General features: G+C 66.1%; 25 protein-coding genes. 19 read left to right on the forward strand and 6 right to left on the reverse strand.

Going from position 1 to position 23447, the window contains the following annotated elements:
- The first annotated feature begins 24 nt into the window (after positions 1-24).
- Entirely contained in the window at positions 25-795 is a 771-nt protein-coding gene (locus ASD87_RS16695) for a hypothetical protein (RefSeq protein ID WP_056323825.1), read from the forward strand.
- A gap of 22 nt (positions 796-817) precedes the next feature.
- Here the strand turns inward: ASD87_RS16695 and ASD87_RS16700 are convergent, their stop codons facing one another.
- A complete protein-coding gene (locus tag ASD87_RS16700) occupies positions 818-1069 on the reverse strand; it encodes a prevent-host-death protein (protein ID WP_156403441.1) in 252 nt (83 codons plus the stop codon).
- A 235-nt stretch (positions 1070-1304) separates the two neighbouring features.
- On the opposite strand from ASD87_RS16700, the gene ASD87_RS16705 reads away from it, so the two are divergent.
- The 5 genes from ASD87_RS16705 to ASD87_RS16725 all read left to right on the forward strand — a co-directional run bounded on the left by ASD87_RS16705 (position 1305) and on the right by ASD87_RS16725 (position 6887).
- A complete protein-coding gene (locus ASD87_RS16705; RefSeq protein ID WP_056323830.1) occupies positions 1305-2057 on the forward strand; it encodes a GntR family transcriptional regulator in 753 nt (250 codons plus the stop codon).
- On the forward strand, positions 2008-3324 hold the full coding sequence (locus ASD87_RS16710; protein ID WP_056323832.1) for a malonyl-CoA decarboxylase domain-containing protein: 1317 nt from the start codon (positions 2008-2010) through the stop codon (positions 3322-3324). Before ASD87_RS16705 ends, ASD87_RS16710 begins: the two co-directional genes overlap by 50 nt.
- 54 nt (positions 3325-3378) lie before the next feature.
- A complete protein-coding gene (locus ASD87_RS16715; RefSeq protein WP_056323834.1) occupies positions 3379-4194 on the forward strand; it encodes an enoyl-CoA hydratase/isomerase family protein in 816 nt (271 codons plus the stop codon).
- Positions 4195-4198: 4 nt separating this feature from the next.
- The gene (locus tag ASD87_RS16720; RefSeq protein ID WP_056323838.1) at positions 4199-5740 is read left to right on the forward strand and encodes a malonyl-CoA synthase; all 1542 of its coding nucleotides are present in this window, start codon (positions 4199-4201) and stop codon (positions 5738-5740) included.
- Positions 5741-5915: 175 nt separating this feature from the next.
- Entirely contained in the window at positions 5916-6887 is a 972-nt protein-coding gene (locus ASD87_RS16725; protein WP_056323841.1) for a tripartite tricarboxylate transporter substrate binding protein, read from the forward strand.
- 4 nt (positions 6888-6891) lie between these two features.
- Here ASD87_RS16725 and ASD87_RS16730 read toward each other — a convergent pair whose 3' ends face one another.
- Entirely contained in the window at positions 6892-7848 is a 957-nt protein-coding gene (locus tag ASD87_RS16730) for an aldo/keto reductase (protein ID WP_056323843.1), read from the reverse strand.
- 267 nt (positions 7849-8115) lie between these two features.
- Between ASD87_RS16730 and ASD87_RS16735 the strand changes: the two genes are divergently transcribed.
- The 4 genes from ASD87_RS16735 (at position 8116) to ASD87_RS16750 (ending at position 11586) form a co-directional block, all read left to right on the forward strand.
- The gene (locus ASD87_RS16735) at positions 8116-9087 is read left to right on the forward strand and encodes an ABC transporter substrate-binding protein (protein ID WP_056323846.1); all 972 of its coding nucleotides are present in this window, start codon (positions 8116-8118) and stop codon (positions 9085-9087) included.
- A 322-nt stretch (positions 9088-9409) separates the two neighbouring features.
- On the forward strand, positions 9410-10300 hold the full coding sequence (locus ASD87_RS16740) for an ABC transporter permease (protein WP_056323849.1): 891 nt from the start codon (positions 9410-9412) through the stop codon (positions 10298-10300).
- 1 nt (position 10301) lies between these two features.
- Positions 10302-11096: an ABC transporter ATP-binding protein gene (locus ASD87_RS16745; RefSeq protein ID WP_056323852.1), complete on the forward strand. Its 795-nt coding sequence runs from the start codon at positions 10302-10304 to the stop codon at positions 11094-11096.
- Positions 11097-11256: 160 nt separating this feature from the next.
- A complete protein-coding gene (locus ASD87_RS16750) occupies positions 11257-11586 on the forward strand; it encodes a ribonuclease E inhibitor RraB (protein ID WP_056323855.1) in 330 nt (109 codons plus the stop codon).
- Between the two features lie 3 nt (positions 11587-11589).
- Here the strand turns inward: ASD87_RS16750 and ASD87_RS16755 are convergent, their stop codons facing one another.
- The 3 genes from ASD87_RS16755 to ASD87_RS16765 are packed head-to-tail and all read right to left on the reverse strand — an operon-like array spanning position 11590 to position 16000.
- Positions 11590-12837, reverse strand: coding sequence for an FAD-binding oxidoreductase (locus ASD87_RS16755; RefSeq protein ID WP_056324616.1), 1248 nt, complete (start codon positions 12835-12837; stop codon positions 11590-11592).
- An 8-nt stretch (positions 12838-12845) separates the two neighbouring features.
- On the reverse strand, positions 12846-14489 hold the full coding sequence (locus ASD87_RS16760) for an NAD(P)-binding protein (protein WP_056323858.1): 1644 nt from the start codon (positions 14487-14489) through the stop codon (positions 12846-12848).
- Complete coding sequence (locus ASD87_RS16765) at positions 14489-16000, reverse strand: polyamine aminopropyltransferase (RefSeq protein WP_056323860.1); 1512 nt, start codon at positions 15998-16000, stop codon at positions 14489-14491. Before ASD87_RS16765 ends, ASD87_RS16760 begins: the two co-directional genes overlap by 1 nt.
- An 89-nt stretch (positions 16001-16089) precedes the next feature.
- On the opposite strand from ASD87_RS16765, the gene ASD87_RS16770 reads away from it, so the two are divergent.
- From ASD87_RS16770 to ASD87_RS16800, 8 genes are all read left to right on the forward strand, one after another.
- On the forward strand, positions 16090-16476 hold the full coding sequence (locus tag ASD87_RS16770) for a DUF350 domain-containing protein (protein ID WP_056323864.1): 387 nt from the start codon (positions 16090-16092) through the stop codon (positions 16474-16476).
- A 39-nt stretch (positions 16477-16515) separates the two neighbouring features.
- Positions 16516-17559 (forward strand): SPFH domain-containing protein, encoded by a 1044-nt coding sequence (locus tag ASD87_RS16775; RefSeq protein WP_056323867.1) that lies wholly within the window; start codon positions 16516-16518, stop codon positions 17557-17559.
- A gap of 6 nt (positions 17560-17565) precedes the next feature.
- Positions 17566-19041 carry a DUF4178 domain-containing protein gene (locus ASD87_RS16780; RefSeq protein ID WP_056323871.1) on the forward strand — a complete coding sequence of 492 codons (1476 nt, stop codon included), beginning with the start codon at positions 17566-17568 and terminating at the stop codon, positions 19039-19041.
- A complete protein-coding gene (locus ASD87_RS27205; RefSeq protein WP_172802197.1) occupies positions 19042-19206 on the forward strand; it encodes a hypothetical protein in 165 nt (54 codons plus the stop codon).
- A complete protein-coding gene (gene speD / locus ASD87_RS16785) occupies positions 19203-19553 on the forward strand; it encodes an adenosylmethionine decarboxylase (protein WP_056323874.1) in 351 nt (116 codons plus the stop codon). Before ASD87_RS27205 ends, speD begins: the two co-directional genes overlap by 4 nt.
- Before the next feature lie 130 nt (positions 19554-19683).
- Complete coding sequence (gene modA / locus ASD87_RS16790) at positions 19684-20442, forward strand: molybdate ABC transporter substrate-binding protein (protein WP_056323877.1); 759 nt, start codon at positions 19684-19686, stop codon at positions 20440-20442.
- Positions 20443-20469: 27 nt separating this feature from the next.
- On the forward strand, positions 20470-21156 hold the full coding sequence (gene modB, locus ASD87_RS16795) for a molybdate ABC transporter permease subunit (RefSeq protein ID WP_056323878.1): 687 nt from the start codon (positions 20470-20472) through the stop codon (positions 21154-21156).
- The gene (locus tag ASD87_RS16800) at positions 21153-21839 is read left to right on the forward strand and encodes an ATP-binding cassette domain-containing protein (RefSeq protein ID WP_056323880.1); all 687 of its coding nucleotides are present in this window, start codon (positions 21153-21155) and stop codon (positions 21837-21839) included. The genes modB and ASD87_RS16800 overlap by 4 nt, the downstream gene beginning before the upstream one ends.
- A gap of 39 nt (positions 21840-21878) precedes the next feature.
- On the opposite strand, the gene ASD87_RS16805 is transcribed toward ASD87_RS16800, so the two are convergent.
- Positions 21879-22673, reverse strand: a complete 795-nt coding sequence (locus ASD87_RS16805) for a TOBE domain-containing protein (RefSeq protein ID WP_056323883.1) — start codon at positions 22671-22673, stop codon at positions 21879-21881.
- 175 nt (positions 22674-22848) lie between these two features.
- On the opposite strand from ASD87_RS16805, the gene ASD87_RS16810 reads away from it, so the two are divergent.
- The gene (locus ASD87_RS16810; protein WP_082586321.1) at positions 22849-23445 is read left to right on the forward strand and encodes a DUF4136 domain-containing protein; all 597 of its coding nucleotides are present in this window, start codon (positions 22849-22851) and stop codon (positions 23443-23445) included.
- Positions 23446-23447 lie beyond the last annotated feature (2 nt).

Genomic DNA, 23447 nt, shown 5'->3' on the forward strand with positions numbered 1-23447 from the left:
GGCCGCGGGCCTACAATCGCGCCCATGCACAAATCCAACTTTCCCTCCGAACTCGACCAGCCGACGCTTTCCGAAGTGGACGGCGTGCGCTATCTGCACTTCAACACCGAATGGGTGCAGGGCGCGATGCACATCAAGAATCCGTCTGAGCTGGTGCTGGAGTACACCGCGCAGATGATGGCCTGGCTGCTGTTCCTGGAACCGCCGAAGGAAGAGGCCATCGGCATGCTGGGCTTGGGCGCGGGCTCGCTGGCGCGCTTTTGCGCCAAGCACACGCGCAGCCCGCTCTTGGCCGTGGAATGGAACCCGCGCGTGACCGCCGCGTGCCACATGTTCTTCCGCCTGCCGGGCGCCAACCGGCTGCAGGTCGAACACACCGACGCCGGCGCCTGGGTGGCCGATCCGCTGAACGCCGGGCGCTGCCCCGTGCTGATGGTGGACCTGTACGACGCCGCTGCCGAAGGGCCGGTGCGCGACAGCGTGAAGTTCTACCGCGACTGCCGCCGCGTGCTGGGCGAGGTCGGCATCCTGGCCGTGAACCTGTTCGGCCGGCACGAAAGCTTTGGCAAGAACATCGACAACCTGTCCAAGGCGTTCGATGACCGCATCGTGCTGTTGCCCGAAGTCGAGGCCGGCAATCAGATCGTGTTGGCCTTCTCCGGCCCAAACCTGGCGATCACGCCCGCTGACTTGCTGGCCCGCGCCGAGGTGGTGGAAGGCAAGTACGGGCTACCCGCTCGCCGCTGGGCACGCTCGCTGACGCGGCATGCGGTGGACGGCGTTTTGCATTTTTGAGGGGCCTGGGCGGCAGGTCGGTTCATCCGGCATTCCTTCCGTCCAATATTTCAATCTGCGAAAACACGTCGGCCGCGGGAATGATGCGCCCTTCATCAATGTCTGCGCGGCCGCCTGCCAACAGTTGAAACAGGGCTCTTGACTGCTCCGTGGCCTCAATACGCGGAGGCTTCGTGATGACGTGCATTGCTTCGCTGTTGGCGATAGGTAGCGGCTTCCGGATTTCGGAAGATTCACAGGTGACCTTCTCGTAAGCGCTGTTTTTCGAGGGCATGGGCGTCATTCTGGTGAAGCATAAGCACGATTCCGGAATGTTAGGCTCGACCAGACCTGTTATGGGCTTGATTCAGTCCTATTCCCAGCCCGTCTCCTGTCCCCCTTTCATGCACGCCACTTCGTCTTGTTAGGGAAGGTCCCGAGTCTCCCGGGGGTTTACCTTTCTCCAACCCCGGGTCTATCATCGGCTTATTCATAATTATGAATTACGGCGTTTCCCGCGCCGCCTGCCCATGAACCATCCCATCGTCCGGCAAGCCTTGTATCTGGAAGTCGCGGACCGCCTGCGCGGCATGATTCACGCGCGGTCGCTTCGGAACGGAGAGTGGATCGACGAATTGCGGCTGGCTGGCGAAATGGGCATTTCGCGCACGCCGCTGCGCGAGGCGCTGAAAGTGCTGGCCACGGAAGGGCTGGTTCGGCTGGAACCGCGCCGCGGCTGCTTCGTGAACGAGCTGTCGGCGCAGGACCTGGAAGACATCTTCCCGCTGATGGCGATGCTGGAAGGGCGCTGCGCGTTCGAGGCCGCGCGCAAGGCCACCGATGCACAACTGGCCGAGCTGGAGCCGCTGCACGCCGCGCTGGCCGGTCATGCCAAGGCCGGCCGCATCGACGCCTACTACAAGACCAATTACCTCATTCACGAGGCCGTTCAGGCGCTGGCCGGCAATCAATGGCTGTCCGACATGGTCGGCAACCTGCGCAAGGTCCTGAGTCTGTCGCGCCATCGCAGCCTGTCCCGGCCCGGCCGCATCGACCAGTCCTGCGCCGAACACCTGGCCATTTTCGAGGCCCTGAAGGCCCACGATTCCGACGCCGCGCAGACGCTGGCGCACACCCATTTGATGCGTCAGCTTGAAGCGCTGCGCGTTCTCAGCAACGAAGACGCCGCCGATGCGGCGCCGTCCGATCCCATCGTCATCGAGGAGCCCGCCCATGTCCGCACCCGCCAATCTCGCGCCCGCGCGCGGCGCACGCACGCCTGAGCCCGAGGCCGATGTCGTCGACGCCGCCGCCGCGGCCGAAAGCGCCAGCCTGATCACCCGGCTGGGCCGGCTGTGGGATCGCGGCCGCCTGCCCAGCGAGTCGGAAGTCCGCCGCCTGTTCGAGGCGCGTCTGACCGACGTCGCCGCCAACAAGCTGGCGCGCCGCTGGTGCGAGCAGTACTCGGCGGCCGACGGCAAGGACCGCCGCCTGATGCTGGCCGCGCTGGCGCAGATCCGCGCCACGTACGCGGGTGAGGGCGGCGAAGGCGTGCGGCTCTTCAAACGATTCAACTCCCAGCCGCAGGGCCTGCGCTTCCTGGTTGAATTGCGCGCCGACATGCTGCGCTGGCGCAAGCAGGTGGCGGGCATCCAGTCGCTGGATAAGGAACTGGAAGGCCTCTTGTCGGCCTGGTTCGACGTGGGTCTGCTGGAACTGCGCCCGCTGACCTGGGATTCGCCGGCATCGCTGCTGGAAAAGCTGATCCTTTACGAGGCCGTCCACGAGATCAAGTCCTGGGACGACCTGCGCCACCGCGTCGCGCCCGATCGCCGCTGTTACGCCTATTTCCACCCGCAGATGCCGGGCGTGCCGTTGATCTTCGTGGAAGTGGCCTTTGCCAGCCAGATGGCCGACAACGTGCAGGTGCTGCTGGACAGCACGCTGCCGCCGCAAGACCTGGACAAGGCGCGCTGGGCGATCTTCTATTCGATTTCGAACACGCAGCCCGGCCTGAAGGGCATCAGTTTCGGCAACTTCCTGCTCAAGCGCGTGGTCGAGCAACTGCTGGAAGAGCTGCCCAAGCTGAAGGCCTTTGCCACGCTGTCGCCCATCCCGGGCTTCACCGACTGGCTGGGCAAGCAGGACGCCCAGGCGGTCGAGGCCATCGTGCGCGAAGACAAGACCCGCGCCAAGGACCGCAACCGCGAGGGCGTGCCGGACGGTCAGCGTTGGGTCGCGCGGCTGGCCAAGGCCGCGCAGGGCAAGGCGCCCGACGTCGTCAAGCGCGCCGGATTCCGGCTGGCGGCCTGCTATCTGCAATCCATGAAGAACGGCCTGCCGGTGGACCCAGTGGCGCGGTTTCACCTGGGCAACGGCGCGCGCATCGAGCGGTTGAATTGGGCGGCGGATACGTCTCCCAAGGGCCTGAAGCAATCGTGCGCCATGATGGTCAATTATTTGTATGACCTGGACGAACTGGACACCAACCTTCAGCGCCTGAACGACGGCAAGCCGCAGATCAGCCGCGGCGTGGGGCGCGTGGCCTGACCGCCGGAAACACGGCGGCGGATTTCATCAACAACAACAACGAGGGCAGGGGACATGACGGAGAACGTGGCTGGCCATGGCCAAGGCCAAGGCCAAGACCGTGTGCGGCTTGAGCGCGAAGGGCATCTGGCCTGGGTGACGCTGTCGCATCCGGGACGCCTGAACGCGATCACGGTCGGCATGTGGCGCGACCTGCGCGAGGTCTTTACCCGCATCGCGCAGGACGATGCCGTGCGCTGCGTGATCGTGCGCGGCGAGGGCGGCAATTTCGCGGCCGGCGCCGACATCCGCGAGTTTCCCGCCGAGCGCGCCGATCTGGCCGGGGTGCAGCGCTATCACCGCGAGATCCTGGCCCCCGCCTTGCAGGCCGTGGCGCAATGCCCGCAGCCCGTGATCGCCCAGATCGAGGGCGTGTGCGTGGGCGGCGGGCTGGAAATCGCTTGCCAATGCGACCTGCGCATCGCCGGCGCATCGGCCCGCTTCGGCGTGCCGATCAACCGCTTGGGCTTTCCGATGGCCCCGGACGAAATGCGCGGCCTGCTGGCATTGGCCGGCCGGGCGGCGACGCTGGCCATCCTGCTGGAAGGCCGTGTGTTCGGCGCCGACGAGGCGCGCGGTCTGGGCCTGTTGACCCGCATCGTCGACGATGGCGAGGTCGCGGCAGCGGCCCGGCGCAGCGCCGACCGCATCGCCCAGGGCGCGCCGCTGGCCGCCCGCATTAATAAGCGCTTGTCCGCCAGGCTCGCCACGGGCGCGGCCTTGACCGAAGACGAGTACCAGGATTATTTCTCCTATGCCGAAAGCCGGGACCACAGAGAAGGCGTGCGTGCCTTCCTGGCCGGCGAAGACCCTTCCTTTTCCGGAGACTAGACAGGTGAGCAACGCCAACCTATACGCTGTCCTGCAAGGCGGCTTTCCCAAAGACCGCAGCAAAGTCGCGCTGGAAACGCCCGACCTCCAATACACCTGGGACGACATCGACCGCGCGACCGCGTGCCTGGCGAACCTGCTGCAATCGCTGAACCTGCCCGACGGCGCGCGTGTGGCCGTGCAGGTCGAGAAGTCGCCCGAGGCGCTGCTGTTGTACCTGGCCACGCTGCGCGCGGGCCTGGTGTACCTGCCGCTGAACACCGCCTACCGCGAATCCGAGATCGAATACTTCCTGGGCAACGCCGAGCCGTCCGTCGTCGTGTGCGCCAGCAAGAACCTGGACTGGGTCAAGCGCGCCGCCGACAAGGCCGGCTGCCCGCACGTCTTCACCCTCGACGAGGACCGCACAGGCACGCTGCTGGAGGCCGCCGGCAGCCTGCCGCAAACCTTCAAGACGGTTCAACGCAAGCCGGACGACCTGGCCGCGATCCTGTACACCTCGGGCACCACGGGCCGCAGCAAGGGCGCGATGCTCTCGCACGGCAACCTGGCGGCCAATGCGCGCACCCTGCATGAATACTGGGGCTGGCGCGAGGACGACGTGTTGCTGCACATGCTGCCGATTTTCCATGTGCACGGCTTGTTCGTGGCCTCGCATGGCGCGCTGCTGGCGGGCGCCCGGATGATCTGGCTGCCCAAGCTGGACGCCGACCAGGCGCTGCACTACCTGCCGCAGAGCACCGTGATGATGGGCGTGCCGACGTACTACGTGCGCCTGTTGGCCGATCCGCGTTTCAACCGCGACGTGTGCGCCAACATGCGCCTCTTTATCTCGGGCTCGGCGCCGCTGCTGGCCGAGACGTTCTCGGATTTCAAGGAACGCAGCGGCCATCCCATTCTTGAGCGCTACGGCATGAGCGAGACCGTCATGCTGACGTCCAATCCCTATGACCCCGCGCTGGGCGAGCGTCTGGCCGGCACCGTCGGGCGCGCCTTGCCCGGCGTGCAGGTCCGCGTGGTCGACGATGCCGGCAAGCCGCTTGCGGCGGGCGAGATCGGCAACGTGCAGGTGCGTGGCCCCAATGTGTTCTCTGGCTACTGGCGCATGCCCGAAAAGACCCGCGAGGAATTCACGGAAGACGGCTGGTTCAAGACGGGCGACGTGGGCCGTTGGGGCGGCGAGTCCGCCGGCCGCGCCGCGCCCGACGACTACCTGTCGATCGTCGGCCGCAGCAAGGACCTCATCATCTCGGGCGGCTACAACGTGTACCCCAAGGAGATCGAGACGCTGATCGACGACATGCCGGGCGTGTCGGAATCCGCGGTGATCGGCGTGCCGCATCCCGACTTCGGCGAGGCGGTGGTGGCGGTGGTGGTGCCCAAGGACGGCGCGTCGCTGGATGCGTCGGCGATGCAGGCGGAATTGAAATCGCGCATTGCCAACTTCAAGGTGCCCAAGCGCGTGCATATCATTGACCAGCTGCCCCGCAACACCATGGGCAAGGTGCAGAAGAACGTGCTGCGCGACACCTACAAGGCGCTATAACCCCACATCGTGCCGGTCCCCTGCGGGACCGGCATTTTTTTACCGCATCCAAGGAGACTCATCCCCATCCAATGCCCCGAGAAGACCTGCCCTCAGCATTCAGAAGAAAAAGATATTCCAGCGACGAGACGCCAAAAAACAGGCGCCGTCCCCCGATGCAGCAAGAGGAGACAAAATGAACTATCGCACCACCGCCGCGGCCGTGTTTGCCGTGGCAGCCCTGGGTTTTGGCGGCGTTGCCGCCGCGCAATGGCCCGAACGCCCCATCACGCTGATCGTTCCGTTCCCCGCCGGTGGCGGCACGGACACGTTCGCCCGTCCGCTGGCCGCGCAGCTCACGACGCAGCTCGGCCAGACGGTGGTCATCGACAACAAGGGGGGCGCGGGTGGCACCGTGGGCGCCGGCGTTGCCGCCAAGGCCAAGCCCGACGGCTACACGTTCTTCATGGGCGGGGCGCACCATGCGCTGGCGCCGTCCCTGTACAAGAGCCTGAGCTACAACATCCAGAAGGACTTCGTGCCGGTCGCCCTGGTGGCGCAGCCGCCGCAGGTCGTCGTCATCAATGCCGGCAAGCTGCCGGTCAAGACCTTGCAGGAGTTCATCGACTACGCCAAGAAGCGGCCGGGCGAAATCAACTTCGGCACCGCGGGCAAGGGCAGCACGCACCACCTGGCCGGCGAGCTGTTCGCCATGCAGACCGGGGTCAAGCTGGTGGACGTGCCGTACCAGGGGGCGGGACCGATGCTGTCGGCGCTGATCGGCGGGCAGGTGGATCTGGCCTTCGACGGACTGGGTTCGTCCGCCGGACACATCCGCGCCGGCGCGATCAAGCCGCTGGCGGTGGCCGCCACGGAGCGTTCGCCGTCGCTGCCTGACGTGCCGACTGCCGCCGAGGCCGGCGTGCCGAACTACGTCGTGTCGACCTGGTACGCGATCTGGGCGCCCGCCGGCACGCCCAAGGAGGCCACGGAAAGGATGGCCGCCGAGATCACCAAGGCGCTGAACACGCCCAAGCTGAAGGAAACCTGGGCGGGCAACGGCACCGGCGTGCCCACGCTGACCGGTGCCGAGTTCGGCAAGTTCGTCGACAGCGAAGTCCAGCGCTGGGCCAAGGTCGTCAAGGACTCCGGCGTCACGCTGGACTAGCGCCTTACCGCCAATCGCTGGCCTGGCTGAGCCGGGCCAGCTGGTCGTGCGTCAGCGTCAGGCTGGCGGCCTTGACCAGTTCGTCCAGCTGGGCGAGCGAGGTGGCGCTGACAATGGGCGCGGTGATGCCCGGCTGCGCGATCTGCCAGGCCAGCGCGGCCTGCGCGGGCGTGCAGCCGGCGTCCTCGGACACCTCGTCCAGCGCCTTCAGGATGCGGTAGCCGCGGTCGTTCAGGTAGGTCTCGACGATCTTCTTGCCGCGCGCGCTCTTGCCTGCATCGCCGGGGCTGCGGTACTTGCCGCTAAGAAAGCCGCTGGCCAGCGCAAAATAGTTGATCGTGCCCATCTGCTGGGTCTTCACCAGGCTTTGCAGCCCGGATTCAAAGGGTTCGCGCGTGTACAGGTTGTACTCGGGCTGGATGCTTTCATAGCGCGGCAGGCTGTGCCGCTCGCTGGCGATCAGCGCTTCGGACAGCCGCACGGCCGTGTAGTTGGACGCGCCGATCGCGCGCACCTTGCCGGCTTCGATCTGCTTGGCGTATTCGCCCAGGGTGTCGGTCAGCGGCGTGTCCGGGTCGTCCTGGTGGGATTGGTACAGGTCCACGTAGTCGGTCTGCAGGCGCGCCAGCGACGCCTCCAGCGAGCGCCGGATATAGGCGGGCGACAGCCCCTTCTGGCCAGGCCCCATTTCCATGCCGACCTTGGTGGCGATCAGGACCTGATCGCGCTTGCCCGTTCGCTTGAGCCACTTGCCGATCAGGGTTTCGGATTCACCGCCCTGGTTGCCCGGCACCCAGCGCGAATACATATCCGCCGTGTCGATGAAGTTCAGGCCGGCGTCCAGCAGCGCGTCCAGCAGCGAAAAGGTGCCGGCCTCGTCGACGGTCCAGCCGAAGACGTTGCCGCCGAATGTGAGCGGGGGAACCTGCAGGCCGGATCGGCCCAATGCGCGTTTGATCATGGCTGGCCTCGGGATGCCGTCGCCGGGCGCGCGGAACGGGATGAACGGCGTTCGCCCAGCGGTGGTCAGTATATTCACGCCGCTGCCCCGTGGCGGGGCATGCCGTTATGGATGCACCATTACAGGGATTCCCCCCAACTCCATTTGGTGGGCGGCACGTTAGACTATACGGCTTTATGGCTGGCCGAACGGGTGGCAAATCCCGCGGTGGCCATGAAGACACCGGCAACTTCAACAAGCAATACCACGGGTTCAAGGAGCAAACATATGCTGATCGGAAAACACCATTTTCTGACGGTTGGCGCGATGGCGCTGGCAATGGCTATCGCCGCGCCGGCCGCCGCGCAGCAAAAGTCTGTCGCGGTGACCGCCATCGTCGAGCATCCGGCGCTGGACGCCGTGCGTGACGGGGTGCAGGACGCCCTCAAGCAAGCCGGCTACGAGCCGGGCAAGAACCTGAAGTGGCAGTATCAAAGCGCTCAAGGCAACAACGGCACCGCCGCCCAGATCGCCCGCAAGTTCGTCGGCGACCGCCCGGACGCCATCGTCGCGATCGCCACGCCGTCGGCGCAGGCTGTCGTTGCCGCCACCAAGGACGTGCCGGTGGTGTATTCCGCCGTGACCGATCCGGTCGCCGCGCAACTCGTGTCCAGCATGGACGCCTCGGGCACCAACGTGACCGGCGTGTCGGATCTGCTGGCCCTGGACAAGCAAGTCGAACTCATCAAGAAGATCCTGCCCAACGCCAAGCGCGTGGGCATCGTCTACAACCCGGGCGAGGCCAACTCGGTCGTGGTCGTCAAGAAGCTCCAGGAAATCCTGCCCAAATCCGGCATGAGCCTGGTCGAAGCCGCCGCCCCGCGCTCGGTGGACGTGGCTTCGGCGGCCCGCAGCCTGATCGGCAAGGTCGACGTCATCTACACCAACACCGACAACAACGTCGTGTCGGCCTATGAGTCGCTGGTCAAGGTGGGCAACGACGCCAAGATCCCGCTGATCGCGTCGGACACCGACAGCGTCAAGCGCGGCGGCATTGCCGCCCTGGGCATCAACTACCGCGATCTGGGCGTGCAGACCGGCAAGATCGTCGTGCGCATCCTGAAGGGCGAGAAGCCCGGCGCGATTCCGTCTGAAACCAGCTCCAAGCTTGAGCTCTACGTGAATCCGGGCGCGGCCGCCAAGCAGGGCGTGACCCTGTCCGACGCGCTGATCAAGTCGGCCGCGGTGGTCGTGAAATAATACGGCGCGATATCGGCCCCGCCATGCCTATCCGGCGTGCGCGGGGTTTTTCTTGCGTTTTTCGTGGTGTCTGGCTTACCCGATGTTCCATAGGGCGGCAGCGTTCACAAGACGTTCGCGGCCCGGCGTTGTTGCTTCCTTGACAGGTCTCGCACGTCTGCTGGCGCCGCCGGCGGGAAGACACGTGGGCGGGAAACGAGAGAAAATCCATGCCGGGAAACGTTTATTGCGAAAGCTCGGGTAAAACTGACCCGTGAACGCAAGAAATCGCGCGTTTCACTTCTTTAATATGCTCGTTTCTTATCTTGATTGGATCTGACCCATGTCATTGTTCTCGTTGTTAGGCGCACTGGAGATCGGGCTGATCTTCAGCCTGGTGGCCTTGGGCGTGTTCATCTCCTTTCGCCTGCTGCGCTTCCCGGACCTGACCGTGGACGGCAGCTTTCCGCTGGGCGGCGCAGTCTGTGCGACGCTGATCGCATCGGGCACCGATCCGTTTTCCGCCACCATCATCGCCACGATCGCGGGCGCGGCGGCCGGGCTGGTCACGGGCTGGCTGAACGTCAAGCTCAAGATCATGGATCTCTTGGCCAGCATCCTGATGATGATCGCCCTGTATTCGATCAACCTGCGCATCATGGGCAAGCCCAACGTGCCCCTGATCACCGAACCCACCGTCTTCACGATCCTGCAGCCGGCGTGGATTTCCGACTACGTCGCGCGCCCGCTGATCCTGATCGTGATCGTCATCCTGTGCAAGCTGGCGCTGGACTGGTTCTTCGCCACGCAGACCGGCCTGGCGGTGCGCGCCACCGGCTCGAACGGCCGCATGGCCCGCGCGCAGGGCGTGAACACCGGCCGCATGATCCTGGGCGGCATGGCGCTGTCCAACGCGCTGGTCGCGCTGGCGGGCGCGCTGTTTGCGCAGACGCAGGGCGGATCGGACATCTCGATGGGCATCGGCACCATCGTGATCGGCCTGGCCGCGGTCATCGTCGGCGAAAGCATCCTGCCGTCGCGCAAGCTGGTGCTGGCCACGCTGGCCGTCATCATCGGGGCCATCGTCTACCGCTTCTTCATCGCCCTGGCGCTCAATAGCGATTTCATCGGCCTGAAGGCGCAGGACCTGAACCTCGTCACCGCGGTGCTCGTCACGATCGCCCTGGTCATCCCCATGCTCAAGCGCCGCCTGGTCGGCAAGAAGGGGCGCTGATATGTTGTCCGCAAAAGACCTGAAAATCACCTTCAACGCGGGAACGCCCATCGAGACCCGCGCCCTGCGCGGCCTGACGCTGGAAATCCCGTCGGGCCAGTTCGTGACCGTGATCGGTTCCAACGGCGCGGGCAAGTCCACGTTCCTGAACGCCGTGTCGGGCGACCTGCCGGTCGATTCCGGCCGCATCGACATCAATGGCGTGGACGTGACGCGCCAGCCCGTGTGGGCGCGCGCCGGCAGCGTGGCCCGCGTGTTCCAGGATCCCATGGCGGGCACCTGCGAAGACCTGACCATCGAGGAAAACATGGCGCTGGCGCAGATGCGCGGCGCATCGCGCGGCTACAGCCGCGCCGTGAAGGCCTCGATGAAGGCCGGCTTTCGCGAGCGTCTGGCCACACTGGGGCTGGGCCTGGAAAACCGCCTGACCGACCGCATCGGCCTGTTGTCCGGCGGCCAGCGTCAGGCGGTCAGTCTGTTGATGGCGGCGCTGCAACCGTCGCGCATCCTGCTGCTGGACGAGCACACCGCCGCGCTCGACCCGCGCACCGCGGACTTCGTGCTGCAACTGACGGCGCGCATCGTGGCCGAAAACAAGCTCACCACCATGATGGTCACGCACAGCATGCGCCAGGCGCTGGACGTCGGCGACCGCACGGTCATGCTGCACCAGGGCCAGGTGGTGCTGGACGTGTCCGGCGACGAACGCCGCGGCATGGACGTGCCGGACCTGCTTGCCATGTTCGAGCGGGTGCGAGGCGAGAAGCTGTCGGACGACGCCCTGTTGCTGGGCTGATGTCGAAAAGAAAACGCGGTCTGCAAGGACCGCGTTTTTTTTCGCCCCGAATTTCTGCCCGGACTTTTTCCCGGACTTTTTCCCGGACTTTTGCCCAGCACAGGGCCGGACCTCTGCTACCATCGCCGCCTCTTGAAAAACGATAAGCAGAGCAGCAGCGATGGAAGTCAGCCAGGCGTCGATTGACGGCATGTACAGCAAGATGGCGCAGAACGGTTGGGATACGTTCGGCCGCTTGAAATGGAGCTACTGCTTCATGGCCTCGCAGGAACACGCGCTGGAACTGATCTTCCGCAAGATCGCCGACAGCAAGTACCAATTGGAAAGCCTCGAACAGGCCGACGACGAAGACGGCGGCTGGACGATGTGCGTGAGCATGGTCGAGATCCTGCCCGCGGACAAGCTCTTCCGGCGCTGCGACGCCTTCAATGACCTGGCCGACGAGTACGGCGCGCTATTTGACGGCTGGGACGTGGCACAGGTGGCGTAAACGCTAGATGAAGCGGCCGGGCCGGAAAGCCGGATGGCGCGCCGCGGCGCTGCCGTCCAGCATCTGGTCGGCCAGAATCTTCGCGGTGCCCGGCGCAGTGCTGAATCCGATGTGCTGGTGTCCCAGCGCCAGCCACAGGCCGGGATGACGCGGCGCCTCGCCGATCATCGGGCGGCTGTCTGGCAGGGTGGGGCGGCGGCCCAGCCAGGCGGCCGCATCCAGCCGGTCGCCCAACGGGAAGGCCTCGCGCGCGCGCTGTTCGGCCAGCGCAAGCTGATCCGGACGCGCGGGCGCGTCGCAGGCGTCCAGCTCCACGCCCGTGGACAGGCGCAGCCCGCGCGCCATCGGCGACAGCACGTAGCCGCCGCCTGTGTCGTACACGGGTCGCGTCACGCGCGCGCCTTCGCGGCCGCTGTAGTGCATGTGATAGCCGCGTTCAAACGCCATTGGCAGGTCGATGCCGGTGGTCTTCAAGAGCGCCTTGGACCACGGACCCAGCGCCACCACGAGCCGGCCGGCCGACAGGGATTCGGACGCCGTCGCCCCGTTCACGATCCAGGACGCGCCATCGCGGCGGATGCTGCGGGCGTCCAGCCGGCGGAATTGGCCGCCTTCGCGCCGGTAGAGATCGGCGTAGGCGGCCACGACCTCGTGCGGATCGTCCACTGAATACGATCCCTGGATCCACAACGCGCGGTGAAAGATCGGCGACAGCGCGGGTTCGGCTTCGGCCAGTGCCGCGGGGTCCAGTTCCTGCGTGGGCACGTCATACTGCGCGAATGTGCGGCGCGCCAGCGCGCCGGCCTGCCACGCCTGCGCCGAGCGGTACAGGAAGATCCATCCGGTGTCGCGCAGCCGGTGGCGCGCGCCGCTTTGGTCCAGCAGCTTCAGGTGCTCGGGCGCGGATAGCCGGATCAGGCCGTCCAGCGCCCGCGCGGTTTCCTGGAAGACGGCCGGCCGCGCGCTCATCAGAAAGCGCGCCGCCCAGCCCAGGTTCGCCGCCAGATACGGCCAGCGGTAGCGGAACTGGATGGTGTCGTTCTTCAAGAGGCGGGGCAGTTGCTTCCACAGCCCCGGATGATTGAAGGGCATCAAGGAACTGCGGGCCAGCACGCCGGCGTTGCCCAGCGACGTTTCCATGCCCGGTTCCTGGCGGTCGACGAGCAGGACCGTCATGCCGCGCCGGCGCAGTTCCAGCGCGCAGCAGACGCCGACGATGCCCGCGCCCAGCACGATGACGTGATTGCCCATGTCGATTTTCATCCTTGTTCGTGGTGGCCCAGGATACGCCCTGCCGCCTTGACGCCCCACCATGAGGCCTCTTCGAAGACCGAATACCCTGACAGGTCGGCGTGCGCGAACAGCACCGGGCCATCCACCGCGCGCAGCGCGGCCAGGCCCGGATTGGACAGGTAGCCGCAGACCGGCGTGGCCATCGCGTGGCCGCGCACCGTGATTTCAAGCTGGCGGGCGTTGCGCCAGAATTCCTTGCCGTACGCCGCAACCAGATCCGCCGCAGCGATGTCGCGCAGATCCTGCGGGCTGGCGCGCGTGAGCCAGTCGCGCGCCGCTTGCGGCGTCTGGCCGCTTAGCGCGTGATACGCCGTGAACACGCTGCGCGGCGTGCGCGCCACGCGCAGCAGCTGGTGCGTGGACACGACATAACCCAGCGCCTGGCCTTGGTAGACGACGTTGTCCCACGACAGGGGCTCGCCGGGCGCTTCGAGCGGGTAGCCGTCCATGACGAAGTTCGACACCATCCAGGCCGCGTGCGGCGCGGTGTGCACGGCCGGGTCGTAGCCGTACGCCTGCAGGTCGGGCAGCAGGCGCTGCGCGACGAAAAGCGGCATGGCGCACACCGTGCGGCGCGTCTGCACGGCATAGGCGCTGGCGGCGCCGTCCGGCGAGTCCTTCACGCACAGGACGCGCGGGCCGGCGGGCAGTTCGTCGATGCGCATCGCCGTGCCTTGCAGCAGCCAGCCGGTGTGGCCGAGCTGCTTGGTGATGGCGTCCCGCATGCGGTCGGCCAGCACGGCCAGCCCGCCGGGCCACGTCAGCACGGCGCCTTCGCCGGCGTTGGCGGCATGGCCGTCGCGGCTGGCAAAGTAGTGCAGGCCGGCCCACGCCGACACCTCGTCGTGCCGCGCGCCGTAGTCGTCGCGGCAGCAGTAGTTCAGGTACCAGTGCAGCGCGGGAGAGGTATAGCCCTCTTGCGTCAGCCACGCCTTGAACGTCAGGCCATCCAGCGCGCGCCAGGCCGGATCGCGCGAGGACAGTTCCAGCGGGATGCAGAACACCTTGCGGCCGTCGTTGCCAACCTGCGTGCGCAGGTGATCGATCAGCGCCAGAAAGCGCCGGTGCTGCGCGGCGTCCGCGTCCGGCACGCCCGTCATGGGCAACAGGCCTTCTTCCCAGCGCCCGTTGCGCAGCAGTCTTTCCTGCGGCGAATGCACGAGAACCGCTTCGTCGTAGTAGGGGCGGGCGTCGCCCGCGCCGTGTTCAAGGATGCCGAAGTCGGCCAGCATCTCGCGCACGTGGGTCGAAGCCAGCGACGGCAGGGGCAGGTAATGCGCGCCCAGCGGGTAGTCCAGACCATCGCGCTGGCCCGCCGCGGCATTGCCCGCGAATTCGGGGCCCTGCACCACGACGAAATCGGTGAAGCCCTCGCGCGCCAGCTTCCAGGCGCAGGACAGGCCGGCGACGCCAGCGCCCAGAATGGCGACCTGGTGCTGCCGGGTGCCCGACGGATGCGGCAGGGCCGCCTTGTCGCGCAACGCGTGGCCGGCCTGCATGCCCGGGTAGTGCACGTCGGGCGTCGTCTCGACGACGCGCGATCGCCAGTAACCGACCGAGCCTGCGGCGGCGGCCGTGGCAGCGCCCAGGAGGAAGCTGCGCCGGCGCATCAGCGGATGACCTTGCGCCAGTCCTCGTCGAAATACCGCACGAGCGATTGTTCGTTCAGGCGGTTCGGCGGCATGGCCAGCGCCGGCATGTCGGCGGGAAAATGAAAGAGCTCGCGCACGGTGACGGGGTCCAGGTAGCGCGTGGCCACCGTGATCTTCTCGGGCGGCGCGTAGTCGCGGCGCTTGCTGGCCAGGATGAAGCCCCAGTCGCCGAACGACGGCACGTAGGTGTGATACGGCCAGGTGTTCAGGCCGGCTTCCTTGAGCGTCGCGTCCACGCTCCAGAAAGAGCGCGGGGCAAAGTAGGGCGAGGTGGACTGCACGACCATGTAGCCGTTTTCGGCCAGATGCCGCGCCATCAGGTGGTAGACCGGCACGGAATACAGCCGGCCCAGGCCGAAGTTGGACGGATCGGGAAAGTCCACCACGATGAAGTCGTACACCTGCGCGTGGGATTCCAGCCAGCGGCCGGCGTCGTCATTGATGACGGTGACGCGCGGGTCCTTGAGCGAACCTTCGTTCAGCTTGACCAGCGGCTCGGAACGCGAAAACAGGTTCGTCATGGCCGGGTCCAGGTCCACCAGCGTGACGTGCTCGACGTGTTTGTACTTGAGGATCTCGCGCACGGCCAGGCCGTCGCCGCCGCCCAGCACCAGCACGTTGCGCGCCCAGGGCAGCGCCTGCAGGCCCGGATGCACCAGCGATTCGTGATAGCGGTGTTCGTCGCGCGACGAGAACTGCAGGTTGCCGTTGATGTACAGGCGCAGGTCGTCGTGCCAGCGCGTCACCGCCAGGCGCTGGTACTGCGTGGTCTCCGCATGGATCACGTCGTCGCCGTACAGGCCTTTTTCGGCCCAGGCGGTCATGCTGCCGGAGTAGACGAACCCCAGCCCCAGGATGCCGATCACCACACCCGCGCGCACGGCCTTCTCGCCGGGCCGGCTGACTTCGGCACGGAACAGCCAGGTGGTCCACAGCGCCACGCTGGCGTTCAGGATGCCAAAAAGAAAGCTGGTGCGCAGCAACCCCAGCTTGGGCGCGAGCAGCAACGGAAACACCAGCGACACCGCCAGCGCGCCCAGGTAGTCAAAGGTCAAAACGCGGCTGACGATTTCACGGAATTCCGCCTTGCGCTGGTTGAACACGCGCATCACCAGCGGGATTTCCATGCCCACCATCAATCCGATGATGAAGACGCCCACATACAGGGCCGCGCGAAAGGGCGCGGACAGCCACGCGAACACCAGGAACAGCACCGCGGCCGAGACGCCGCCCAGCAGCGCCACCAGCAGCTCGACGTCGATGAAGCGATTCAGAACGTCTTCGTCTCTTACATATTTTGACAACCACGAACCGATGCCCATGGCGAAGAGATAGCAGCCGATCACCGACGAGAACTGGAGGATCGAATCCCCAAGCAAATAGCTGGCGAGCGCGCTGCTGATGAGCTCGTAGCCCAAGCCGCAGGACGCGACGATCAGTACTGAAAGAATGAGAACGCGGTCGCGCATAGGGTGTCCGAGCCAAAAAATGCGTTCGCAGTATATCGAACGCGACGTATATACTGCGCGCAATTGGGAGGCTGGCAATGGGAGAAGCAATGCATCCGGCGGTGACCTATCTGATCTACATCGTTTCAGCGCTCATCATGCTGGGCATTTTCACGGCGGTCTACACCGCCGTCACGCACTACAAGGAATTCGACCTCATCCGCGAGGGCAACATTGCCGCCGCCCTCTCCTATGGCGGCGCGCTGGTCGGTTTCAGCCTGACCCTGTGTTCCAGCATCGCGGTCCATGCCAGCTTCGTCATGTTTGTGGTGTGGGGCGTGGCGGCGATGATCGTGCAGATCGTCGTGTATGCCGTCGTGTCCAAGGCCATAAAGGGCATGACCGACGCCATCGCGGAAAACAACATCGCCATGGGCGGCCTGATCGGCGCGATCTCGCTGGCGGCCGGCATCGTCAACGCCGCCTGCCTGACCTGAGCGCGGCGCGCAATCCCCGATCTGACAGGAGGACTTTCCATGAGTCTCGGTTCATTCATTCGCAAGCAGTTCATCGACATCCTGCAATGGAACGAGGATCGCGACGGCGTGCTCGCCTGGCGCCATCCGATGCAGGATTTCGAAATCCAGTACGGCGCCAGCCTGACCGTGCGGGAATCGCAGATGGCGGTGTTCGTCAACGAAGGCAAGGTGGCCGACGTGTTCGGCCCCGGCATGTACAAGCTGACGACGCAGACCCTGCCGATCCTGACCTACCTGAAGAACTGGGACAAGCTGTTCGAGTCGCCCTTCAAGTCGGATGTCATCTTCTTCAGCACGCGCCTGCAACTGGGCCGGCGCTGGGGCACGGCCCAGCCGGTCACGCTGCGCGACAGCGAATTCGGCATGGTGCGCCTGCGCGCGTTCGGCGTGTATTCGTACCAGATCTCCGATCCCGGCAAGTTCTATCGCGAAATCAGCGGCACGCGCGACGTATACACGGTGGACGACCTGGAGGCGCAGCTGCGCAACATGGTCGTGGCCGCCATGACGACCGCCCTGGGTAGTTCCAAGGTGCCGTTCCTGGATATCGCCGGCAACCAGGGGCTGATGTCGCAGAGCATCGCCGAGCAGCTGGCGCCCGTGTTCGACCGCTATGGCGTCAAGCTGGACAACTTCACGGTCGAGAACGTATCGCTGCCCGAAGAACTGCAAAAGGCGCTGGACACCCGGATCTCGATGGGCATGGCCGGCGACCTGGGCAAATTCACGCAGTATCAGACCGCGACGTCGATCCCGCTGGCGGCCCAGAACGAGGGCGGCATCGCGGGCATCGGCGCGGGCCTGGCCGCGGGCGCGGCGCTTGGCCAGACGATGGCGCAGGGCCTGGGCGCGGCGCAAGGCCAGCCGCAGCAACCCCCGCAGCAACCCGCCACGCAGCAGGCGCAGCAGCCGGCCCAACCCGCGCAGGCCGATCCGGTCCAGCGCCTGCAGCAATTGAAAGACCTGCTGGACAAGGGCCTCATCACGGCGGCGGATTACGATTCGGCCAAGGCCGAAGTGCTGAAGAAACTCACCAGTTAAGGCGCCATGCAGCAGGTTCTGTGTCCGCAGTGCGGCGCCCCAGTCAAGTTCACGTCCGCAGCCTCCGTCATGGCGGTCTGCGGCGCCTGCCGCAGCACCTTGCTCAAGGATGCCGAGTCGGTCAAGCGCATCGGCGAGGCGGCGGAGGTCCTGGAGGACTATTCGCCGCTGTGCCTGGGCGCAGCGGGCGCGCACGACGGCAAGCGCTTTGACGTCATCGGCCGCATCCAGATGCGCTTTGACGAGGGCTTCTGGAACGAGTGGTACCTGTGGTTCGAGGACGGCACGGACGGCTGGCTGTCGGACGCGTCCGGCCAGTACGCCGTCACGCGGCGGCGCAAGGCCAAGACCGCCCAGGAAATGCCGGCGTTCGACACCATTTCGCCCGGCGACGAATTCAAGCTGGATGGCCAGCGCTTCGTGGCGGCGGACGTGCGCGTGAGCCAGGCCGGCGGCGCCCAGGGCGAGCTGCCCTTCGTGCCGGGTGACGGCTGGCAGGCCAAGGTGGCCGACTACCGGAGCCTGGACGCCTTTCTCACGCTCGACTATTCCGACGGTCCGCAGCCCGAGCTCTACATCGGCAAAGCGTTCGATTTGTCCGCCATGCAGGCGGGCTCGCTGCGCACCGCGGAGCAGGTCGAGGAGACGGCGGGGCGCTTTCGCGGCCAGATCAAGGCGCTGGACTGCCCCAACTGCGGCGCGCCGATCTCGTTTGTGGCTGCCATGGCCACGAATGTGGTTTGCCCGTCATGCGCGGCGGCCGTCGATTGTTCCGGTCCTACCGCCGAGGTCATCGAAAAGGCGCGGCGCGTCGAGAAAATCCGCGCCACGCTCCCGCTGGGATCGGTCGCCAAGATGGAAGGCGTGGACTTCACGCTGATCGGCCTCATGAAATGCGCCGATCCCGACCCCGAAGAGCCGTCCAGCTGGACCGAGTACCTGCTGTTCAACGCCGCCAAGGGGTTTGTGTGGCTGGTGGAGTCGGACGAAGGCTGGGAACGCGTGCAGGTCTGCGACACCTGGCCCAGCCATAACAACGCCTCCAGCGTGCGCTGGCGCAACCGCGAATACAAAAAACTGTACGACTACACCTCGCGCGTGGAAATGGCGCTGGGCGCCTTCAACTGGCGCGTGAAGGTGGGCGACAGCACGCAGATCACCGATTACAAGGTCGGCACGCTGAAGCTGACCCGAGAACTGGGCGACAAGGAACTGGGCTGGTCGGCGTCGGCGCCGGTGTCGCCGGCGCAGCTGGCGCAGTGGTTCGACCGGCCGGAACTCAACCGCCAGAAGGCCATGCGCATGTCGTCCGGCAAGGCCGCCGGGGGCTACCGCAAGTGGGCCAAGGGCGCGCTGATCGCGATGCTGTTCCTGAACTTCGGCAACATCTTCGACGGCCGCTTCATTCCGGTGCTGATCGGGATGGTGTTTCTCTGGCTTCCGGCCCTCCTGGCCGACACGCTGATGGGCGAGGACGAATAGATGAAAGGCAAGTTGTTGTATGCCATCTACGCGGTGGTGGTCGTGCTGGCCACCACCAGCGCCAGTGCGCCGGGCACGCGCCTGGCCGGCGGCAGCAGTAGCAGCAGCTGGGGCAGCAGCTATTCGGGCGGATCGGGCTGGTCATCGGGCGGATCCCACAAGTGACCGTCCACGCAACACCCGGCCGCCACGTGCTGGCCGACTTTCGCGGCGTGGCGCCCAGTCTGCTGACCGACGCGCAGGCGCTGCAACGCCAGATGACCGCCGCAGCCCACGCGGCCGGCGCGCAGGTGCTGAGCGCGCATTTCCATCATTTCGGGGAAGGGGCGGGGGTCACCGGCGTCATCCTGCTCAGCGAATCCCACATCAGCATCCATTCCTGGCCCGAGCACCGCTTCGCGGCCCTGGACATTTTCATGTGCGGGGCCGCCCGGCCCGAAGACGCGCTCGATTTCCTGCGCGCCGCCCTGGCGCCCGAATCCGTCGACGTCACGACGGTTGCCCGCGGCTAGAAGGCAGCCCTTCAGGCTGGCCTGGATTATTCCTTGATATTTCATAAATGCGGCCTGGGCCAAAATTGACGAGCGTTATATACCTGGATATATTTCGGTGCCGAATCGTTGGTTTCCACAGGAGAAGGACATGCTTCACAAACGCCCGCTCATCGCGCTGACCCTGGCGCTCGCCGCCGCGTGGGGCGCCAATGCCAGCGCGGGTGAACTGGTGGTGTCGGCCGCCGCCAGCCTGACCAACGCATTCAAGGACGTCGCGCAAGGCTTTGAAAAGGAACATCCCGGCACCAAGGTGATCCTGAATTTCGGCGCCTCCGATGTGCTGCTTCAGCAAATCGTGAAGGGCGCGCCCGCCGACGTGTTTGCGTCAGCCGACCAAAAGGCCATGGACAAGGCGGTCGAGGAAAAGGCCGTCAAGCCCGCCTCGCGCGTCGATTTTGCCGCCAATGAGATCGTGCTGATCGTTCCGACCGACAGCAAGGCCGGCATCAAGACGCTCAAGGACCTGGAGCGTCCCGAGATCAAGCGCATTGCCTACGGCAATCCGTCCTCGGTGCCGGTGGGCCGCTATACGCAGGCTGCACTCCAGGCCCAGGGCCTGTGGGATGCCGTGCAGGCCAAGAGCGTGCTGGCGCAGAACGTGCGCCAGAGCCTGGATTACGTGGCGCGCGGCGAAGTCGACGCGGGCTTTGTGTTCGCCACCGACGCGGCCGTCATGCCGGGCAAGGTCAACGTGGCCGTGCGCGTGCCATCGCAGACGCCCGTGACCTATCCGATTGCGCTGACCACGCGCGAGGCCGCCGCCAAGGAAGCCGAAAGCTTCGTCAAGTACGTGCTGTCGCCGGCCGGGCAGGCGATACTGTCGCGCTATGGATTCCAAAAGCCCTGAGTGTCCGTTCAATCGTAGTGAATATCGATGAGTGATCCGGTCTGGGTCCCGCTGCTGCTTTCGTTGAAAGTGGCAGGCTGGGCGACGCTATTGGCGACCGTGGCCGGCACGGCCGCGGCGTATTGCCTATCCCGCTGGCGCTGGCCGGGCCGCGACCTGCTTGACGCCATCCTGACCTTGCCGCTGGTGCTGCCGCCGACCGTGTTGGGCTACTACCTGCTGGTGCTGCTGGGCCGGCGCGGCATCATCGGCGAAACGCTCGCGGGCTGGGGCATCGAGCTCGTATTCACGTGGCAGGGCGCCGTGGTCGCGGCGTCCGTGGTGGCTTTTCCGCTGGTGTTCAAGTCGGCCCGCGCCGCCTTCGAAAGCGTGGATGGCCAGCTTGAAAACGCGGCGCGCGTGCTGGGCGTGGGCGAGGCGGGCGTGTTCTTTCGCGTCACCTTGCCGCTGGCCGCGCGCGGGATCGCCGCGGGCGTGCTGCTGGCCTTTGCGCGGGCGCTGGGCGAGTTCGGCGCCACGCTGATGATCGCGGGTAACCTGCCGGGCCGCACGCAGACCTTGTCGGTCGCCATCTACGAAGCCGTGCAGGCCGGCGACGACGCCACCGCCAACATGCTGGTGCTGGTCACGTCCGTGACCTGCATCGTCGTGCTGCTGGCCGCCGGCAAGCTGGTGCCCATTGGCGCCGGCCAGCGCAACGGAGGCGGGCGATGAGCATCGACCTTTCCGTGCGCAAGCACATGGTGTCGCGCGATCGGAAGTTCGAACTCGACGTGCAATTCAAGTCGGCCGCCAAGCGCATCGCGCTGTTCGGCCCGTCCGGCGCGGGGAAAAGCCTGACCCTGCGGGCGGTGGCCGGACTGCTGCGCCCGGATGCAGGGCGCATCGAGGTCAACGGACGGGTGCTGTTCGACAGCCAGACAAGCATCTGCCTGCCCGCGCGGACCCGCCGCGTGGCCTACCTGTTCCAGGACTATGCGCTGTTTCCCCACCTGACCGTGGCGCAGAACATCGCCTTCGGCCTGCGCCGCGGATGGTTGAATCCGCCCCGGCGCGAGGTCACGCGCGAGGCCCGGCGCTGGGTCGACGCGTTCGAGCTGGGCGCCATCGTCGGCAGCTACCCCCACGAAATTTCCGGCGGGCAAAAGCAGCGCGTCGCCCTGGCGCGGGCCCTGATGCTGCAGCCCGACATCCTGCTGCTGGACGAACCGTTCTCCGCGCTGGACTCGCAACTGCGCGGCAAGATGCGGCAAGAGCTGGACGCGCTGCAACGCCAGCTGGATGTGCCGATGCTGCTGATCACGCACGATCCCGCGGACGTCGAGGCGCTGGCCGACGAGGTCTTTGAAGTGCGCGAGGGCAGGGTGGGGCGCCACGACGAGAACGTCGGGCTCTAGTGCGCCGGGGCGGCCGCCGCCTGCACGGGCGGCTGCGCGTCAGTCGAGCACGCCGAGGATCACGCTGGACGCCTTGAAAATCGCCACGGCTTCGGCGCCAACGTCCAGTTTCAGATCGGCCGCGCTTTCGTTGGTGACGATGGCGGCCAGCGTCGTGCCGCCGTCCATGGCGATCAGGATCTCGCTGTTGACGGCGCCCGGCCGCAGGTCGGCGATGCGCCCCTGCAACTGGTTGCGCGCCGACAGGCGCAGGCCCGGGCCCGGCGCGCCAACGATGACCGACGACGCCTTGACCAGTGCGATGGCTTCCTTGCCGGGAGCCAGGCCCAGTTCTTTGGTGCTTTCACGCGTGATCGTGGCCGTAACGGTATGACCGCCGGCAATACGCAGGAGCACTTCGTCGTTGACGGCGCCCGCGCGGATCTCGATGACGGTCCCCAGGAATTTATTGCGGGCGCTGGTCTTGAGCATGAATCGCCTCATCAGGTCGATGTCGCCGCTGGCATCCAGCCCCGCGCGCGTCAGGTTGTCCATAAACTTGCGGTGTTCGACTTCAAGCGCCCGGAAGGTCGCGATCAGGCCGCGCGCCCGATCGGTAAGCTGCGTGCCGCCGCCGCCCTTGCCGCCGGCCGCGCGCAGCACCAGCGGTTCACCGGCCAGGTTGTTCATGGCGTCGATGGCGTCCCAGGCCCCCTTGTAGCTCATGCCCACGGCGCGTGCCGCCGCCGTGATCGATCCGGTGGCGTCGATCTGCGCCAGGAGGTCGATGCGGTTCTTGCCGCCCCAGGTCTGGGCGCCGGAGCGAAACCAAATGGAGCCGTCGAGTTCAAGCATGCGCGTGTCGGTAGGAGTGGCCGGGAGCGACGGGAAGTGTAACGGACCGGGCGCGGGGCGCAATGCGGCCGCGACGATTCCGGGCGGATGTTTGGCGGTTGCGAATGAGATTCTGTTGAAACTTTGGTGGCTTCGCGGCACTATGTTGTCGCCTTGAACTCACGGAGAGATCCACATGAAAGCGTTGAAAATGCTGACGGCGGGTTCCATGACGGCATTGCTGGCGGCCTGCGCCTCCGGTCCCACGGTCAAGAGCGACTATGACCACCAGGCCAATTTTGCGCAGTATCAGACCTTCGGCTACATGTCTCCGCTGGGTACGGACAAGGCCGGCTACAACACGCTGCTGACTGAACGCCTGAAGAGCGCGGCGCGCGGCCAGATGGAAATGCGCGGGTATACCTACAGCGCCACCAATCCCGACCTGTTGTTGAACTTTGGCGCCAAGCTCCAGCAGCAGACCGAAGTCACGCCCGGCTTCGCGCCCATGGGGCCGTATTACGGTTATCGCACCGGCTTCTATGGCGGCTGGCCCGGCTACGGTTGGGGCGACGACGTCTATCAATACACCGAGGGCACGCTCAGCGTCGACCTGGTCGATGCGCGGCGGCGGCAACTGGTCTGGGAGGGCGTCGCTGTCGGCGAAGTCCAGAATCCCGGCAGCGCCGGTTCCCAGCAGAACGTCGACAAGGTGGTGGCGGAGATCTTCGCGAAGTATCCGTTCCGGGCCGGCATCGGGACGCCGCAGGTGCCGGACAAGACCAAGCGCTAGAG

It is taken from the genome of Achromobacter sp. Root170 (assembly GCF_001428165.1).
Classification (GTDB): domain Bacteria; phylum Pseudomonadota; class Gammaproteobacteria; order Burkholderiales; family Burkholderiaceae_B; genus Achromobacter; species Achromobacter mucicolens.